The sequence below is a fragment of the Micromonospora ureilytica genome, from assembly GCF_015751765.1.
In the GTDB taxonomy this organism is placed as follows: domain Bacteria; phylum Actinomycetota; class Actinomycetes; order Mycobacteriales; family Micromonosporaceae; genus Micromonospora; species Micromonospora ureilytica.
Genome location: NZ_JADOTX010000001.1, coordinates 2,308,260 through 2,325,062, shown reverse-complemented (window position 1 = coordinate 2,325,062; position 16,803 = coordinate 2,308,260). Strand labels below are relative to the sequence as shown.

The 16,803-nt window shown below is 72.3% G+C and carries 19 protein-coding genes; 8 read left to right on the top strand and 11 right to left on the bottom strand.

Annotated features, from left to right (window positions below):
* Positions 1–94 precede the first annotated feature (94 nt).
* Entirely contained in the window at positions 95–481 is a 387-nt protein-coding gene (locus IW248_RS10310; RefSeq protein ID WP_196926776.1) for an STAS domain-containing protein, read from the top strand.
* Positions 482–543: 62 nt separating this feature from the next.
* Here IW248_RS10310 and IW248_RS10305 read toward each other — a convergent pair whose 3' ends face one another.
* Entirely contained in the window at positions 544–936 is a 393-nt protein-coding gene (locus IW248_RS10305; protein ID WP_196926775.1) for an FKBP-type peptidyl-prolyl cis-trans isomerase, read from the bottom strand.
* Between the two features lie 217 nt (positions 937–1,153).
* Positions 1,154–1,711, bottom strand: coding sequence for a DoxX family membrane protein (locus IW248_RS10300; protein WP_196926774.1), 558 nt, complete (start codon positions 1,709–1,711; stop codon positions 1,154–1,156).
* A 265-nt stretch (positions 1,712–1,976) separates the two neighbouring features.
* Between IW248_RS10300 and IW248_RS10295 the strand changes: the two genes are divergently transcribed.
* Positions 1,977–2,933, top strand: coding sequence for a TerC/Alx family metal homeostasis membrane protein (locus IW248_RS10295; RefSeq protein ID WP_196926773.1), 957 nt, complete (start codon positions 1,977–1,979; stop codon positions 2,931–2,933).
* Between the two features lie 9 nt (positions 2,934–2,942).
* Here the strand turns inward: IW248_RS10295 and IW248_RS10290 are convergent, their stop codons facing one another.
* From IW248_RS10290 to IW248_RS10270, 5 genes are read right to left on the bottom strand one after another with little or no spacing between them, the layout of a single operon-like run.
* Complete coding sequence (locus tag IW248_RS10290) at positions 2,943–3,668, bottom strand: helical backbone metal receptor (RefSeq protein WP_196926772.1); 726 nt, start codon at positions 3,666–3,668, stop codon at positions 2,943–2,945.
* A gap of 57 nt (positions 3,669–3,725) precedes the next feature.
* Complete coding sequence (locus IW248_RS10285) at positions 3,726–4,286, bottom strand: hypothetical protein (protein WP_196926771.1); 561 nt, start codon at positions 4,284–4,286, stop codon at positions 3,726–3,728.
* Positions 4,283–4,804: a DUF6286 domain-containing protein gene (locus IW248_RS10280; protein ID WP_196926770.1), complete on the bottom strand. Its 522-nt coding sequence runs from the start codon at positions 4,802–4,804 to the stop codon at positions 4,283–4,285. Before IW248_RS10280 ends, IW248_RS10285 begins: the two co-directional genes overlap by 4 nt.
* A 1-nt stretch (position 4,805) precedes the next feature.
* The gene (locus IW248_RS10275; protein WP_196926769.1) at positions 4,806–5,186 is read right to left on the bottom strand and encodes an Asp23/Gls24 family envelope stress response protein; all 381 of its coding nucleotides are present in this window, start codon (positions 5,184–5,186) and stop codon (positions 4,806–4,808) included.
* The gene (locus tag IW248_RS10270) at positions 5,183–5,374 is read right to left on the bottom strand and encodes a hypothetical protein (protein ID WP_167493000.1); all 192 of its coding nucleotides are present in this window, start codon (positions 5,372–5,374) and stop codon (positions 5,183–5,185) included. Before IW248_RS10270 ends, IW248_RS10275 begins: the two co-directional genes overlap by 4 nt.
* 164 nt (positions 5,375–5,538) lie before the next feature.
* On the opposite strand from IW248_RS10270, the gene IW248_RS10265 reads away from it, so the two are divergent.
* Both IW248_RS10265 and IW248_RS10260 read left to right on the top strand, forming a co-directional pair.
* A complete protein-coding gene (locus IW248_RS10265) occupies positions 5,539–6,420 on the top strand; it encodes a PDDEXK family nuclease (protein ID WP_196926768.1) in 882 nt (293 codons plus the stop codon).
* A 296-nt stretch (positions 6,421–6,716) separates the two neighbouring features.
* The gene (locus IW248_RS10260) at positions 6,717–7,976 is read left to right on the top strand and encodes a hypothetical protein (RefSeq protein ID WP_196926767.1); all 1,260 of its coding nucleotides are present in this window, start codon (positions 6,717–6,719) and stop codon (positions 7,974–7,976) included.
* A gap of 128 nt (positions 7,977–8,104) precedes the next feature.
* On the opposite strand, the gene IW248_RS10255 is transcribed toward IW248_RS10260, so the two are convergent.
* Both IW248_RS10255 and IW248_RS10250 read right to left on the bottom strand, forming a co-directional pair.
* Positions 8,105–8,452, bottom strand: coding sequence for a histone-like nucleoid-structuring protein Lsr2 (locus IW248_RS10255; protein WP_088989485.1), 348 nt, complete (start codon positions 8,450–8,452; stop codon positions 8,105–8,107).
* Positions 8,453–8,596: 144 nt separating this feature from the next.
* Positions 8,597–9,205, bottom strand: coding sequence for a response regulator (locus tag IW248_RS10250; RefSeq protein ID WP_307787896.1), 609 nt, complete (start codon positions 9,203–9,205; stop codon positions 8,597–8,599).
* 98 nt (positions 9,206–9,303) lie between these two features.
* Here IW248_RS10250 and IW248_RS10245 point away from each other — a divergent pair, with 98 nt between their 5' ends.
* The 4 genes from IW248_RS10245 (at position 9,304) to IW248_RS10230 (ending at position 13,886) form a co-directional block, all read left to right on the top strand.
* The gene (locus IW248_RS10245; protein ID WP_196926765.1) at positions 9,304–10,035 is read left to right on the top strand and encodes a sensor histidine kinase; all 732 of its coding nucleotides are present in this window, start codon (positions 9,304–9,306) and stop codon (positions 10,033–10,035) included.
* 83 nt (positions 10,036–10,118) lie between these two features.
* On the top strand, positions 10,119–10,949 hold the full coding sequence (locus IW248_RS10240) for a manganese catalase (RefSeq protein WP_196926764.1): 831 nt from the start codon (positions 10,119–10,121) through the stop codon (positions 10,947–10,949).
* 71 nt (positions 10,950–11,020) lie between these two features.
* A complete protein-coding gene (gene lon, locus IW248_RS10235; RefSeq protein WP_124819492.1) occupies positions 11,021–13,351 on the top strand; it encodes an endopeptidase La in 2,331 nt (776 codons plus the stop codon).
* A gap of 130 nt (positions 13,352–13,481) precedes the next feature.
* Positions 13,482–13,886 carry a DoxX family protein gene (locus IW248_RS10230; RefSeq protein ID WP_196926763.1) on the top strand — a complete coding sequence of 135 codons (405 nt, stop codon included), beginning with the start codon at positions 13,482–13,484 and terminating at the stop codon, positions 13,884–13,886.
* A gap of 75 nt (positions 13,887–13,961) precedes the next feature.
* Here IW248_RS10230 and IW248_RS10225 read toward each other — a convergent pair whose 3' ends face one another.
* Both IW248_RS10225 and IW248_RS10220 read right to left on the bottom strand, forming a co-directional pair.
* Complete coding sequence (locus IW248_RS10225; RefSeq protein ID WP_196926762.1) at positions 13,962–15,695, bottom strand: DEAD/DEAH box helicase; 1,734 nt, start codon at positions 15,693–15,695, stop codon at positions 13,962–13,964.
* Between the two features lie 105 nt (positions 15,696–15,800).
* A complete protein-coding gene (locus IW248_RS10220; protein ID WP_196926761.1) occupies positions 15,801–16,700 on the bottom strand; it encodes a hypothetical protein in 900 nt (299 codons plus the stop codon).
* Positions 16,701–16,803 lie beyond the last annotated feature (103 nt).

The following is a 16,803-nucleotide window of genomic DNA, read 5'->3' as shown; positions in this document are numbered from 1 at the left end:
GGAGGTGGGGTACCTCGGGGTATGCCCCTGGGCGTACCCGGAATCACTCCCTGGAGGGGCGAAAGTGTCGGTGGTGGCGGCTAGATTTCTGGGCATGGAAGAGCACAGCGATCGGCTCGACGTGCAGGTCAGCGTGGGTGACCAGATGGTCCTCATGCGGGTGGCCGGCGAGATCGACATCGCCACGGTGGGCGCGTTCCGGTCCGCGCTGTGGTCCGCGCCGGCCCGCCCGGTGCTTCACCTGGAGCTGTCCGGGCTGCGGCTGCTCTCCGCCGCCGGCGTTCGCACCCTGCTCGCCGCGCATCTGCGCGTGCGGGCCTGTGGTGGCGAGTTGGTACTGGTCGACCCGAGCCCGGTGGTGGCGCGGGTGCTGCGCGTCAGCGGGCTGCACCGCGTGATGGCGATTCTGGAGCCGGCCGCGGCGATCGAGGCCGCGCGTCGCCCGGTGGTCGCGACCACCGACCTGCAACTGGCCGCCTGAGCCCCCGTCCACGAGGTGGGCGCCCGGGGCCGCCGGCGTGGGCCGGCGACCCCGACAATCGGTCAGTTCACGCCGAGCAGGTCGACGACGAAGACCAGCGTCTCGCCCGGCTTGATGACGCCGCCGGCGCCCCGGTCGCCGTACCCCAGGTGCGGCGGGATGATCAGGCGGCGCCGACCGCCGACCCGCATGCCGGCTACGCCCTGGTCCCAGCCGGCGATGACCTGACCGCCGCCGAGCGGAAACTCGAACGCCTGGCCCCGGTTCCAGGACGAGTCGAACTCGCCGCCGGTGGAGTACGACACGCCGACGTAGTGCACGCTGACCAACTGGCCCGGCTCGGCCTGCGGGCCGTCGCCCACGGTGATGTCCTCGATCACGAGGTCGGCCGGCGGTGCACCCTCGGTCGGACCAACCTCGGGCTTGCCCGACTGGGCGCCTGCTGCCTGGTTCATGCGGGGATCTCCTGCCGTTGTTGGGTGATGTGTCCGGTCACCGTCGATCCTGCCGGATCATCCCTCACCGATGTCCGGCGGACCCGCAACCTGCTCTGCGGCCCATCCTCCGGTCGTGCACCGACGGCGCCGGTGGTGCCGCGGGCCCGGGCGGTGGGGCGATGTAGTGGCGGGCGTCACCGGTGCTGGTGACGCCCGCCGAGGGGGTGTGCGGTGCTCACCGCAGCCAGGGCATCCGCCGGACGATCGGCAGCGTCGCCCACACCCGGCCGAGGCCCCAGGTGTCACCGGCGTTGACCAGCGCCAGGACCGCAAGCACCGCCGCGTAGATCAGGTGGTCGTCCATGAAGGGGTTGTTCTCCGGAGGCAGGACGGCGGCCCACATCAGGACCAGCAGCAGCCCACCGGCCACGGCGGCGACCCGCATGCCGATGCCGAGCAGCAGCGCGACACCGATCCCGACCAGGCCGACCATGAAGAGCCAGTCCGCCCAGGCGGCGCCGGCGATCCCGGTATAGAGATCCTTGAACGGGCCGGTCACGCCGAAGGTCAGGAATCCCTTGGTGGGGCTACCCCCGTTGATCCAGGCGTTCTTCGACTCGGTGGCCATCCCGAGGCCGAACATCTTGTCGACGAAGGCCCAGAGGAAGATCCAGCCGAGTGCCAGCCGGGTGCCGGCCAGGATGTACCGGACGGCCCGCTGGTGAGCGGTGCCGGCCTTCGGTGCGGTGTTCTCGGCGGTGACCCGCTCGATCGTCGCGGTCATGGTCCCCACGTCCTTTCTCAGCTTCGCACCGCGCTTCCCGGTGGCATCTTCAGTGGACGCCCATGGCGGTCTCGGCGGCAGGGCCGACAGACCGCAACCGCTCGGGACGTTCGACCTCCTCGGGTCCGCAGGCGCCGCTGTGCTCGTCGGTAGGTGCGAGATCGTCGTCGTGGGGCCCGCCCCGACTTCGGTGGACCGCCCGATGCCAGGTCGCCGATTCACCTAGGCTCGGAAGGGGACGGCCGGCCTGGTGACGGGCGGTGCACCGTGGTCGATGCGGAGGGCGTCGGTGGCTGAGGCGACGGTCGCGGTCCCGCTGTGGGCCTGGGCGGCGGTCGGCGCGGTGATCGCGGTGTTGCTCGCCGTGGATGTGCTCCTGCACCGGGACAACCACGTCATCGAGCTCCGCGAGGCGCTGCTGTGGAGCGCCGTCTGGATCGGCGCGGGTCTGCTGTTCGGGTTGGCCGTCTGGTGGGGGCTCGGCGGTGACCCGGCCATCGTTTACTTCTCCGGCTACCTGCTGGAGAAGGCGCTCTCGGTGGACAACGTGTTCGTCTTCGCGCTGCTCTTCGGCTACTTCCAGGTGCCGCCCGGCTATCAGCACAAGGTGCTGTTCTGGGGTGTCGTGGGGGCACTCGTCTTCCGGCTGCTGTTCATCTTCGCCGGTGCCGAGCTGTTGGACCGGCTCACCTGGGCCGGTTTCGTGCTGGGCGCGTTCCTGATCTGGACCGGCTGGCGGCTGGCCGTCCGCGGGAAGCCGGACGTCGACCCGGAACGCAACGTCGTGGTCCGGCTGTTCCGGCGGCTGGTGCCCACCGACGCCCGCTACCACGGCGACCGGTTCACCGCCCGGGTGGGCGGCCGACGGGTGGCGACGTTGCTGCTGGTGGCGTTGGTCGCCATCGAGGCCACCGACGTGGTCTTCGCCATCGACTCGGTGGCGGCGATCCTCGCCATCACCACGAGCACCTTCCTGGTCTGGACGGCCACCGCGTTCGCCGTCCTGGGGCTGCGCAGCCTCTACTTCTGCCTCGCCGGCCTGCTGCGGCATTTCGGCTACCTGCGGTACGGGTTGGCACTGCTGCTGGCCTTCGCCGGGCTGAAGCTGATTCTCGCCGAGACGCCGGTGGGCAAGCTGCCGGTCTGGTTGACGCTCGCCGTGGTGGTGGTCACCCTGGCGGTTTCCATCGCCGCCAGCACCGTAGCCGCCCGCCGCCGACCCAACGGCTGAGCCGCCGGGTCAGTCGACCAGCACCGGCCGGGACAACTGGTCGGCGAGCAGCGCGGGCGCCTCGGCCAGGGACGGGCCGTACCAGGTGAGGTGCCGCCCGGAGAGCAGGGCGCACGGTACGCCGGGGAACGCCTCCGGCCCGTCGTCGGCGGTGAACAGGTACGGCTCGTCGGGCAGCACCACCAGGTCGGGCTCTTTTTCGCGCAGCTCGGTGAGGGCCGGGCGGGGATAGCGCTCGGGGTGCTCGTCGTAGGCGTTGACCACGCCGAGGCGGCGCAGCACGTCGCCGGCGAACGTGTCGCCGCCGAGCACCACCCACGGCCGACGCCAGACCGGCACCACCGCGCGGCGGGTCGGTGTGAGCCGGGGTGGCGTCTCCCACGCCCGCCGTGCGGCCCGCAGCCAGGCCGGCTCCGTCGGCGCGCCCAGTTCGGTCAGCAGGTCGCCCAGCTCCGTCAACGCGCCGGGAACGGTCCGCGGATAGGTGACCCGCACCGGTACGCCGGCCGCCCGCAGCGCCTCCGCGTCGGCCCGGCGGTTCTCCTCCACGTTCAGCAGCACCAGGTCCGGCCGCAGCGCGCGCACCCGGTCCAGGTCGGGGTACTTGCTGCCGCCGACCCGGGCCACGTCGAGCCCGGCCGGGTGGCTGCACCAGTCGGTGGCCCCGACCAGCACTCCCGGCAGGGTCAGCGCCACCGCCTCGGTCAGTGACGGCACCAGCGACACCACCCGCATCCGCGTATCCCCCCGTTCGCCGCCAGCACCGATCATGCCCCTCGGGCCGGCGCTGGGTCAGAGGTGGCCGGGCTCGATGCGGGCCGTCACGTCGAGGTGTGCGGGTTGGCAGTCGGTCGTCGCCGCGAATCGACGGACCGCGGCGCGAACGTGCTCGCGTACGCCAGCGGTCGGCGCGTCGGCGGTGAGGTCCACCCGGATCCACACGTCGGGGTGCGGTGGCGCGCCGGTGAGCACCACCCGGGCCCGGCGTACCCCGGGGTTCCCGGTCAGGTCGCGCACCAGCGCGTCGGCGAGCACGTCGGCGGCCAGCCGGGTCCGGCCCGGCCGGCGTCCGGGGTGGCTCAGGGTGCCGCGCAGCGTGCCGCCCGGGCCCCGCAGCTCCCGGGCCAGCAGACGCTGCCCGGCCAGCGCGAACAGCGCCCCGGCGACGGCCGCGGCCAGGGTGCTCCACGGGGCGGCCAGCCGCCACCGTTCGACAAGTTCGGCGCTGAGCAGCACCGACGCCGGGTCGACTCCGGGCAGCGTGCCGAGGCTGGCCGCCAGCGCTGCCGCGCCGCCCGCCACCAGCAGCAGCGCGATGATGGTCCACAACAGTCGGTGCCCGGCGTTGGTCACGCCGGCCGCCGCCGAGGCAGCAGCCGGACGTCGATCCGGGCGGGGCGGGGCGCGGTGAGCCGGTGCAACTCCTGGTGCACGGCGAACTCGATCTCCACCCGGGCCGCCGGGTCGCCGGTCGCGCGGACCCGGGGACGCCACTGGCCGCCGCGCCGTCGGACCCGGACCCGGGCGCGGCGAATGCCCGGCACCGCGCTGACGGCGTCAGCGAGCCGCCGCTCCACACAGCGCCGGTGCAGGTACCAGCCGTCGCGTTCGTCGGCTCGCAGGCGGATCGGTGTCCAGCGGCGCAGCTGGGCGACGAGGATGGCCAGTCCCAGCAGCAGCGTCCCGCCGGCCACGGCCCGGACCGTGGGGTCGTGCCACCGGGTGCCGCTCAGCGCGTCGAACCAGCCGGTGGTGTCGAGCGGCGTCGGGCGGTGCACTGTGAGCAGCAACGCCTGGACGGCCACCGCCGCGCCACCGATGAGCAGGGCGGTGGCCAGCAGCAACGAGGCGACCCGGTTGGCGGTGCGCATCTCAGCCGTCCTCGGGTGCCGCGGCGCCGGCTCCGGGCCCGTCGACGCCGGGGACGAGCAGGTCGTCCACGGTGACGGTCACCACCGCCACGGTGAGCCCGGTCTGGGCGGCCACCCGGTCGGCGACCACCGCCCGAACCGTTTCGGCGATCGTCGGCACGCTGTGGCCGTACCAGGTGATGAGGTGCAGGTCGAGTCCGACGGACCGGTCGTCCAAGCGGACCGCCGCCGGGCGGACGACGGACACGCCCGGTACGAGGCTGGCCGCCTGCACCGCGATCCGCGCGACGTCCGTCGCGTCGCCCGGTCGGCGCTCCGAACCGGTGGTTCCGGTGGCCAGGCCGGTACCGGGGTTCGTCCCCGTGGACGGGCGGGTGGTCATCGGCGTCGCCGAGCGTCGGCGCGGCGGTCGCCGAGACCGGTCAGCGCGAGGTCGCCGTCGAGCACCCGGACGACCAGCCATCCGAGCAGGCCGGCGAGCACGGCGAGGGCGGCCACGCCGACGCCGGCGAGTGCCCAGACCGCCACGGCGAGGAACCCGGCGAGGAAGCCGAACTGCTGTCGCGACATGGTCACCTCCGGACCGGTCGGGTACCGGCGGTCGCTGGATACACCCGGGGGCCATCCCTGGAACGTCGACGCTGCTGTGATCCCGGTCACACTAGAAGTCGGTGGCCCATGATCGACCACCTAGACTCGGCCCGGCTCGACCGACCGGCGGATGGATCAGGCAGATGACGAGCATCGGGAGCGACGACCGCGGTTGGCTGCGGACGATGCCCGCCGAGGCGGGGCGCGACGCGCTGCCCAGCCGCGCCGGCCACCGGGTCCTGTCGGCACGCCGGCTCAGTGATCTGGTCCAGGGCCGCCCACCCGGTGTCACCGGCAGCCAGTGGACCTCGGCAAGTCGTGCCAGCTTCGACTTCGTGGTCTACGCCGCCGACACCGGCCGCCCGATCGTCGCCGTGGAGATCGGCGCAGTGCCGTCCGCGGGATCAGCGGAACAACGCGTGGAGCGACTCAAGGACGCGGTGAGCGCGGCCGCCGGCCTGCCCGTGCTGCGGATCGGTTCGCCGACGTTGCGGGCCGCCGACCACGGCCGCCGCCTGGTCGAGTACGTGATCGACGCGCGCGCCTACGCCGCGGGCGGTGCCGGGTCCACCGCCGCCGGGCCCGAACCGGCGCCGGTGGGCTTCCGGGACATCCTGGGCCGGCTGCCGGACGGGCGTACCGGGCCGGTCAACGACCTCGGCGCGCTGACCCGCGCGGCGGCGGTGGAGGCGTACGTGGCCGGGCAGGTGGCCGACCCGATCGTGCGAGGGCTGCACGTGCGCTGGGTGGACGGGCCGGCGCAGGGGTGGAGTTGGGTGCAGGTACGCCCCGACGCGTGCCTCATCGAACGCGTCTCGGTGACCGAACACCGTTTCTCCTGCGGTATCGACGCGGCCCGGCTTGCCGAGGATCTCGCCGCCGTCGCCGTGGGGGATCGACTGCGGGAGAACGCGGTCGCGGACCTGCTGCCGCGGGCCGAGTGGACCGCGCAGATCGTCGCGCTGAGCCAGCGCCGTCACGAACTGGTCGGCGGGTTCGCCTTCGACCACCTCTGCGCCGACTGACCGGCGCCCGTTTCACCTGCTGATCCCCGCTCCGCGCCGGCTCCGCGTCGGGTCGCGGCAATTTCCTGTACGTCTGTTGAACCTTCCCGGCCGCCACCCCGTACTCCTGCGCGAATGAACAGGATCTCCCCATCCGCGTCCACCGGGCGCGGGAGACGGTGCGGAAAGGGCATCGTCGGCCATCGACGCATTACCGGGTAGGTCACGGTGGGTCACCCGCCGCGGCGTGCCAACACACATCCGTCGGTCCGCCGAGGGCAGAAATCCACTACCGGATCGAGAAGGAGAGCAATTCGATGCGCAGGTCCACTCGGGCGCGCCGGCCTTCCGGCAACGCGCGGAGCAAGCGTCTGCTGGCAGTTGTCGGCACGCTCGCGGTCTTCGGCGGAGTTGTCGCCGTGACTCAGATTTCGTCGGCCCAGGACCGGCGGACAAATAAGCCACGTCCGGCTTCCGGGCAGTGCGTGGAGCCGAGCCCGGGCGCGACCGCGCCAACTGGCGGCGGCTCGACCAGCCGGACCTGGCAGAACGGTCGGTGGGTGCGCAACCACTGGGGTGACGGACAGCAGTCGGTTCCCGAGTGCGAGGACGGCAAGGACGGCACTGTCGGCACCGGCACGGCCATCGCCTGTCCGGATGTTGCGGCCAAACTGCCGCAGGTGCCGGACCGGGCGCGGGCCGAGGTGGACCGCAACCTCGCCCAGTTGCAGACCCAGATCGCCGAGGCGGATCGTCGACTGGCCGCCGAGGGCAACAAGGGTGAGGCGTTCATCCGCAGCGCCATCCTGCAGCCGCTTGCCGGCAAGCGGCGCGCCGTGCTGGACCGGATCACGACCGCCATCGACCGGGTCGGACCCCGGCCGCAGGGCCTCGCGCAGCTGGCCGAGTGCCAGGTGCAGCCCACCGGCAACAACGGTGGCGGTAGCACGCCCACCACGACGCCCACCACGACGCCCGGTGGCGGGAACAACGGTGGCGGCAACAACGGTGGCGGCACCGAGCCCGGCGCCGGGCTCGGCGTGCTCGCCAACGACTGCGACGAGAGCCGGCTCCAACCGCACGACGGCTTCCAGAGGGGCGACCGCTGCGTCAGCACCGAGTTCGGTGAGGTCGGCGCCGCAGCCAACAACCCGTCGCTGCTGATCACCCAGTTCCCCGACCAGGTCGGCCAGAACCAGCCCTTCACCCTGCGGGTCAGCACCCGCAACCTGGTCCGGGACCGCTTCCTGGCCGCCGGTCAGGGTGGCTACTACGTGGAGAGCTCGCTGCTCAACGACCAGGGCCTGGTCCGCGGTCACTTCCACACCGCCTGCCGGATGCTGGACAGCCTGACCGCTCCGCCGGAGCCGCAGGAGGTGCCCGCGTTCTTCGTCGCGACCGAGGACGGCCGCGGTGGCGCCCAGGCCGACGAGGTGACGATCCAGATTCCGGGCCTGCCGGAGTCGGGTACCGCCCAGTGCTCCGTCTGGGCCGGTGACGGCTCGCACCGCCTGCCGATGATGGAGCGGGCCAACCAGACCCCCGCCTTCGACTCGGTGCGCATCGACGTCAACTGACCTGACGTACCAACGGCGGCCGGCCACCCGGGGCGACAACCCGGGGTGGCCGGCCGTCGCTCACTTCAGGTGTCCGGACAAACGGCGGGGCCCCGCCGTTTCCGGCGGGGCCCCGTCGTCGAGTCGCGTCAGCGGCTCTTGTACGCCTCGACGACCTCAACCGGGATCCGGCCCCGCTCGGAAATCTTGTAGCCGTTCTTGACGGCCCATTCCCGGATGGCCCGGTTCTGCTCCCGATCCATTCCCGCGCCAGCGGGTCGCCCCGGCCGCCGGACCGAACGGGCGCTCTCCACCGGGCCGCGCCCGATCCGCCGGCCCGCATTGATGTAAGGGTCGAGCGCCTTGCGCAGGACGCCGGCATTCTCGTCGGAGACATCGATCGTGTAGGCCACGCCGTCGAGACTGAACTCGACCGTCCGGTCGGCCTTCCCACCGTCGAGGTCGTCGGTCAGGACCGTGATTACTTTTCTCGCCATTGCCGATTACTCCCTGTGTGCGGCGGGATGTGTCCAAAGTCTGACCTATCACCCCGGTAATCCGCAACAATATGCCTTCCATTCATTCGGCGCGTCGCGATTCCGTTACCGAGCAAAACCGTGAATCGGTCCGATGGCGAGGCTTCATTCCCCGAGGATGCCGCTGTGACCGGCGACGGCGGCCGCCTCGGCCCGGTTCGAGACCCGCAACTTGCGCAGCAACGCGGCGGTCATGCGTTTCACCGTCCGTTCGGAGACGTGCAGTTCTTCGGCGATGTCGACGGTGCTGCGGCCGGCGGCGATCGCCCGCAGCAGTCGCCGTTCCTCGCCGTCCAGGTCGACGGGGGCGGAGCGCGTGGGCCGCAGCATGGCGCGCAGCAGTTCGGCCGGCAGCACCGCCCAGCCGTCGAGGATGGCCAGCAGCGGGGGAAGCAGTTCCTCCGGTTCGCTGGTCTTCGGCAGGAACCCCTCGGCGCCGGCCCGCAGCGCCTCCACCGCCGACGCGGGGTCGGCGAAACCGGACATCGCGACCACTCGTACCCGTGGTGTGGTCCGCCGGATCGCGGCCACCGCTCGGATGCCGCCGGGCGGTGGCATGTGCAGGTCGACCAGGGCCAGGTCGGGGCGGCAGTTGCTGACCAGCGCCGCCGCCGCGGCGGCGTCGCCGGTCGAGGCGACCACCTCGGCGCGGCCGTTCGTGGTGATCGGGAGCAGCAACTCCAGGCCGCGGACGAAAAGGGGGTGATCGTCCACGACGACGAGTCGCAAGGTGGAGGCTCCCGGCATGTCTGGGCCGTTCCCCAGCGGGTACCGATCATGCGGGTTCGCACCGAACAAGAGGAGTTGGGTGGATGCGTGTGCGGCACGGTTTGCGGCACCTGCTGAGAGGGTTGCGCCACCTCGAGCCGGCGCCCGGCGAGAGGCGCCCGACGGAGGCCGACTCGGAGTTGCTGCTGCGGGTGTTGTGCCACGAGTTCCGGACCCCGATCAGCACCCTGACCTCGCTGACTCGCGCGCTGGCCGACGAGCGACGCGAGCTGACCAGCGACGACCGGCGGGCGATCAGTGAGCTGGCCCGCGACCAGGCCGCCCACCTGCAGAGCCTGCTGCGCGACGCGACCGCCGGCGCCGGTGTGCTGACGCTGCCCCCGCAGCCGGAGCCGGCCGTTGCGCTGGCGGGCATCCTGCGGGAGGCCGCCGCGCTGGTGCCGGTCGGCCGTCGGCGCGCACGGGCCACCCGCCGGGCGGCCTCCTGCCCGGTGCCGGCCGGACGAACTCGACAGGTGCTGGTCAACCTGGTGGAGAACGCGTTGCGGCACGGGCCACCGGACGGACAGGTAGGGCTCTACGCCACAGTGCGCGGCCCCGACGTGAGCATCCTGGTCACCGACGAGGGTCGGGTCGATGACGCGTTGCTGGTCGCGCTGCGGCGTCCGGCGCCGGCCGTCGGGATGTCCGGCCTGGGCCTGTGGATCGTGCGGCAGCTCGTCGCGACGGACGGGGGAGCGTTGCGGGCACACCGGCTGCGGCCCCGTGGAGTGGCGCTCGAGGTGGTGCTGCCGAAGGCTCGCCCGCTGCGCTGACCCGGGCGGGACACCGGTTGGCCCGCGCGGGTCACCGGGGCGGGAACGGCCTCGCTACCTGTTTCTGGTGCCGAGGAGGTTGGATGTTCAGCCACGTCAAGGATCTGCAGTTCGAGGCCAGACCGGACGGCCCGGACGCGGCGTTCGCCCGCCGGTTGCAGGAGGTGCTGGGCGGCAAGTGGGGCGAGATGACCGTCGCCAACCAGTATCTCTTCCAGGGTTGGAACTGCCGGCTGCCCGGCAAGTACAAGGACCTGTTGCTCGACGTCGGCACCGAGGAGATGGGCCACGTCGAGATGATCGTCACGATGATCACCCGGCTGTTGGACAACGCGCCGCTGTCGCTGACCGAGGGGATCGCGGAGGACCCCGGAGGTGCCGCGACGTACGCCGGCGAGAACCCGGCGCACTTCATCCACGGTGGTGGTGGCGCCCTGCCCACCGACTCCAACGGAGTGCCCTGGAGCGGCGCGTTCGTCACCGCCAGCGGCAACCTGTTGGCCGATTTCCAGCTCAACGTCACCGCCGAGGCGCAGGGTCGGCTCCAGGTCGCCCGGTTGTTCCACATGACCGACGACCCGGGCGTCAAGCAGATGCTGCGCTTCCTGCTGGCCCGCGACACGATGCACCAGAACATGTGGCTGGCGGCGATCGAGCAGCTCAAGGAGGACGGGTTGGAGGAGATGCCGGTGCCGGAGGCGTTCCCCGACTCGGGCGAGTTCGCCGAGGAGTACGGCTACACCTACCTGGGTTTCTCCTCGGGCACCGACGCTGCCCAGGGGCGCTGGGCGTCCGGGCCCTCGCCGGACGGCAAGGGCGAGTTCCGGTACGACGACAACCCGCGGGCGAACGCGCCGGAACCGGTGCTGCCCCCGGGTGACCCCCGCCTGTACGGCACCAACCCAGTGGTCTAGGTCACATGCCGGAACAAGGGGAACGCTTTGTTACTTGAGTGAGACACGCTCAACTCAACGCGAGGTGTTCGATGGCAACTCTTCCGGTACTTCCCCTGACCGACGCCGTACTGCTGCCCGGCATGGTCATCCCGGTGACCCTCGACCCCACCACCCAGGCCGCGATCGACGCGGCACGGGCGACCGGCGACCGCAAGCTGCTGGCCGTGCCGCGCATCGACGGCGAGTACGGGCCGGTCGGCGTGGTCGCCACCATCGAGAAGGTCGGCCGGCTCCCCGAGGGTGAGCCCGCCGCCGTCATCCGTGGCCTGTCCCGGGCCCGCATCGGCTCCGGCGTGCCCGGCCCCGGCGCCGCCCTCTGGGTCGAGGCGACCGAACTCGACGAACCCGCCTACGCCGGTCGGGCCCGGGAACTGGCCCGCGAGTACCGCGCCCTGGTGACCTCCGTGCTCCAACAGCGGGGCGCCTGGCAGGTCATCGACGCGGTGGAGCGGATGACCGACCTCTCCGAGCTGGCCGATTCGGCCGGCTACGCGCCCTGGCTGACGCTGGAGCAGAAGACCGAACTGCTCGCCGCGCCGGACGTCACCGCCCGGCTGGAGCTGCTGGTCGGCTGGGTGAAGGACTACCTGGCCGAGCAGGAGGTCACCGAGCAGATCAACAGTGACGTCCGCGAGGGGCTGGAGAAGTCCCAGCGCGAGTTCCTGCTGCGTCAGCAGCTGGCCGCCATCCGCAAGGAACTGGGCGAGGACGAGCCGGACGGCTCCGCCGACTACCGGTCCCGGGTCGAGTCCGCCGAGCTGCCCGAGAAGGTGCGCGAGGCGGCCATGCGCGAGGTCGGCAAGCTGGAGCGGGCCAGTGACGCCTCCCCGGAGGCGGGCTGGATCCGTACCTGGCTGGACACCGTGCTCGAGATGCCGTGGGGCACGCGTACCGAGGACAACACCGACCTGGCCGCGGCCCGCGCGGTGCTCGACGCCGACCACGCCGGCCTGGCCGACGTGAAGGACCGCATCCTGGAGTACCTGGCGGTGCGCAACCGGCGGGCCGAGCGCAACCTCGGTGTGGTCGGCGGTCGCGGATCCGGCGCGGTGCTCGCCCTCGCCGGTCCTCCCGGGGTGGGCAAGACCAGCCTCGGCGAGTCCGTGGCGCGAGCGCTCGGGCGCAACTTCGTCCGGGTCTCGCTCGGCGGCGTCCGCGACGAGGCGGAGATCCGCGGGCACCGGCGCACCTACGTGGGGGCGCTGCCCGGTCGGATCGTCCGCGCGTTGCGCGAGGCCGGTTCGATGAACCCGGTCGTGCTCCTCGACGAGGTGGACAAGCTGGCCGCCGGCTACGCCGGTGACCCGGCCGCCGCCCTGCTGGAGGTGCTCGACCCGGCCCAGAACCACACCTTCCGGGATCACTACCTGGAGGTCGACCTCGACCTGTCCGACGTGCTCTTCCTGGCCACCGCCAACGTGGTGGAGTCCATCCCCGGCCCCCTGCTGGACCGGATGGAGCTGGTCACCCTGGACGGGTACACCGAGGACGAGAAGGTCGCCATCGCCCGCGACCACCTGCTGCCCCGGCAGCGGGAGCGGGCCGGGTTGACCGCCGACGAGGTCGGCGTCGCCGACGAGGCGCTCGGGCTGATCGCGGGGGAGTACACCCGGGAGGCCGGCGTCCGGCAGCTCGAGCGCGCCCTGGCCAAGATCCTGCGCAAGGTGGCGGTGACGCTGGCGACGGACCCGACGCCGGTACGCGTCGGCACCGACAACCTCGCCGGCTACCTGGGTCGGCCGAAGTTCACCCCGGAATCGGCCGAGCGCACCGCCGTGCCCGGCGTGGCCACCGGCCTGGCCGTCACGGGCGCCGGCGGGGACGTGCTCTTCATCGAGGCGACAAGCATGGAGGGGGAGCCGGGGCTGACCCTGACCGGCCAGCTCGGTGACGTGATGAAGGAGTCGGCTCACATCGCGCTCTCCTACCTGCGCTCCAACGGGCGGCGCTTCGGCATCGACCCGAACGCTCTCGCGGGACGCCGGATCCACGTCCACTTCCCGGCGGGCGCGGTGCCCAAGGACGGTCCGAGCGCCGGCATCACCATGGTCACGGCCCTGGCGTCGCTGGTCACCGGTCGCCCGGTCCGCCCCGAGTTCGGGATGACCGGTGAGGTGACGCTCTCCGGTCGGGTGCTGCCGATCGGTGGGGTGAAGCAGAAGCTGCTCGCCGCGCACCGAGCCGGCCTCACCGAGGTGATCATCCCGGCCCGCAACGAGCCCGACCTGGACGACCTGCCGACCGAGGTGCGCGAGGCGCTGACCGTGCACACCCTGGCCGACGTGGCCGACGTGCTCGCCCTGGCGCTGCGCCCGGCCGACGTGAAGACGCTGGACGGTCCGGCGCTCTTCGCGGTCTGACGCTCCGACCAAAGGACCCCCGCCGTCATCGGAGACGGCGGGGGTCCTTTGGTACGTGGGTGAGGTCTACTGTCTCGCTTGAATCCTCAACTACCTCTTCGCCGCGAGGCGTCCCCCCGGAGGAACCCCCGTGAACCTGGTGCTCTGGATCATCCAGATCCTGCTCGCCGTCGTCTTCGCCGGCGTCGGCTTCGCCAAACTGACCCAGCCCAAGGACAAGTTGCGCGAACTGATGCGGTGGGTGGACCCGGTCCCGCCGACCCAGGTCAAGGCACTCGGTACCGTCGAGCTGCTGGCCGCCCTCGGGCTGGTGCTGCCCCCACTCACCGACATCGCCACAGTGCTCACCCCGATCGCCGCCCTCGGGCTGGTCATCGTCATGGTCGGCGGCATCCTCGTGCACCTGCGCGACAGGAAGAAGCAGGACACCGCGGAGGGGCGTCGCACCGAGATCCAGGGCGCGATCACCTGCGCGGTGCTGCTCCTGCTCGCCGCCGTGGTGGCGTGGGGCCGCTTCGGCCCGTACTCCTTCTGAGGTTTGACGCCGGCGACCGTCGTACTCCGGCGGTCGCCGGCGGCGTACTCAGGCCGGCGGTCGCCGGCGGCGTGCTCAGCGCTCGTCGCCGCCGCGGTCCCGGCGCACGGTGGCCTTGCGGCCCTTGATCGTGCTGGAGCGCAACCCGGAGATGACCTCGTCGGCCACCCCCTGCGGCACCTCCACCAGCGAGAACCGGTCGGCGATCTCGATCGAACCGATGTCCCGGCCGCGGATGCCCGTCTCCCCGGTGATCGCGCCGACCAGATCCTGCGGGCGCACCCCGGCACGTCGACCCAGGCCGACGAAGACCTGGACGGTGTTGCCACCGCCGGAGCGTGGCCGGCCACCGCCCCGCCGATCGCCGCCCCGGCCACCGGCCTCCGGCCGACCCTCGCGCGGCCCCCGGACCGGAACCTGCGGGATCTCCTGCTCGTCGTCGGAACCCGGCGACGTCACCTCGTGGGCCAGCTTCACGGCGGCGAGGGCGACCTCCATCAGGTCGAACTCGTCGGTCAACGTCTCCACGATCACCCGGAACGGGTCGAGGTCGTCCTCCAGCAGACTCTCGCGCAGGGCCGCCTGGGTCATCTCCAACCGCCGGGTACGCATGTCCGCCACGGTGGGGATCTTGTCGATGGTGATCCGCTGGCCGGTCACCCGCTCGATGGTCTTGAGCATCCGGTGCTCACGCGGCTCGGCGAGGGTGATCGCCACGCCCTCGCGGCCAGCCCGACCCACCCGACCGATCCGGTGCACGTACGACTCCGGGGCGGACGGCACGTCGTAGTTGACGACGTGGGTCAGCTGCTCGACGTCCAGCCCACGGGCCGCCACGTCCGTGGCCACCAGCAGGTCGGCGGTGCCCGCCCGCAGCCGGCCCATGACCCGGTCGCGCTGCTCCTGGCTCATGCCACCGTGCAGCGCCTCGGAGCGGTAGCCCCGACCGTTCATCGTCTCGGTCAACCGGTCGACCTCTTCCCGGCTGCGGCAGAACACGATCGCCGCGGTCGGGGACTCCACGTCCAACACCCGACCCAGCGCGGCCGGCTTGTGCGCCCGGGTCACGATGTACGCGCTCTGCCGCACCCGGGGCGCCTCACCCGCGACCGTCTGCTCGCGGCCGATCTCGATCCGGACCGGTTCCCGCAGGTGCTGGCGGGCCATCCCGTCGATGCGCGACGGCATGGTGGCCGAGAAGAGCACCGTCTGACGCTGCGCCGGAGCGTGCTCCAGGATCGCCTCGATGTCCTCGGCGAAGCCCATGTCGAGCATCTCGTCGGCCTCGTCGAGCACGACCGTCGCCAACCCACCGAGGCGCAGGGTGCCCCGGGCGATGTGATCGAGGGCCCGCCCCGGGGTGGCCACCACCACGTCGACGCCGCTGTCCAGTGCCCGCAGCTGCCGCCCGATCGGCTGCCCACCGTAGATCGGCAGCACCCGCGCGCCCAGGTCCTTGCCGTAGCGGTGGAACGCCTCGGAGACCTGCACCGCCAGCTCCCGGGTCGGCACCAGCACCAGCGCCACCGGGTCGCCGCCCTGGCGGTGGGGCGTCATGAGGTTCAGCAACGGCAGCGCGAACGCGGCCGTCTTGCCGGTGCCGGTGGCCGCCTGACCCAGCAGGTCTCGACCCTCCAGGAGCGGTGGGATAGCCTCCCGCTGGATGGGGGTCGGCTCCTCGTACCCGAGGGCGGCGAGCGCGCCCAACAGCTCGGCGCGCAGCCCGAGCTCGGTGAAGGCGCTCACCTCGTCGGTGCCGTCGGGCGTGGCGTCAATCGGTGCGTCGTGCTGTGCAGGTGCGGAACTCATGTGCCAAGCCTTTCATCACGCCGTCCGGGCCGTTGCGGCGACCGCCACAAGAGCTGTCCCCGGGCTCGTGCTGCGGCTGTTCCATGATCCCGGTGGCGGCCTCGGTCAGGCGTCGGTGGTCAGGATGGCCAGCACCATCACCGCGGCGAGGGCCACGTCGAGCACCACGCAGAACTCGGCGTAGCTACGCGGCACCACCCGGCGGTTGCGGTGGTGCGCCACGTCCCAGCCGGCGTGCGCCAACCACCCGAACGCCACCAGCCAGTCCGCGGTCCGCCCGCCGGCCAGCACCGCGCCCACCGTCAGGGCGACCCAGACGGCCAGACCGACGAGTTGGGCGGCGAGCACGCCCCGCCCGCCCAGCGTGCGGCGGGCCATGCCGATCACCAGGTAGCCGCCGGGCAGCACCAGCATCGTCCACGGGCTGAGCACGCTCGGGTCGACCCACATGTCCACGGTCAGCAGCAGCGCCAACACGGCCGGCCAGCGGTGGGCGAGCGCCACCACGACCCGGTGTCGGCGTACCGGCGCCGACGGCTGGTGTCGGTGCCGGAGAGCCACCAGCACCATCGCGGGAATCATCAGCAGGTGACCGCCGAGCAGCAGCGCGTCGGCGTCGATCAGGCCGACCCGAAACGGCACGAACAGCAGCAGGAACGGGACGTACATCGCGGCGGCCATCTCACCGACCGCGTGCCAGCGGTGCGCCCGGTAACGCATCGCCACCGTCATCCCGACGGTCATGTTCGTGGCCATCACCAGTGCGGCGACCTCCGGCCGGGCCAGCGACTCGCCGACGCCCAGAGCGGTGCCGGCCAGCTCCCACAACGGCCCGAGCAGCAGCATCCCGGCGACCATCGCCAGGGCCATCTCGCCCAGGTGCCACAGCAGCCGCCGCCTGCTGCTGGCCGGTGCCGCGCCCGGGGGCGCCGGGTCGTCGGTGGGTAGGGGAGTGGGTGACGGTACGGCGGTGGCGCTGTCCGCGTACATCCGGGTGTTTTCCATGCCTCGACCCTGCCGGTGCCCCCGGTGTGGCCGGCAGACCCGTTCGTCACGGGAAAACCGTGCGGACCGCACGGCCCGACCGTGACGGTTCGCAGGGGTGGGG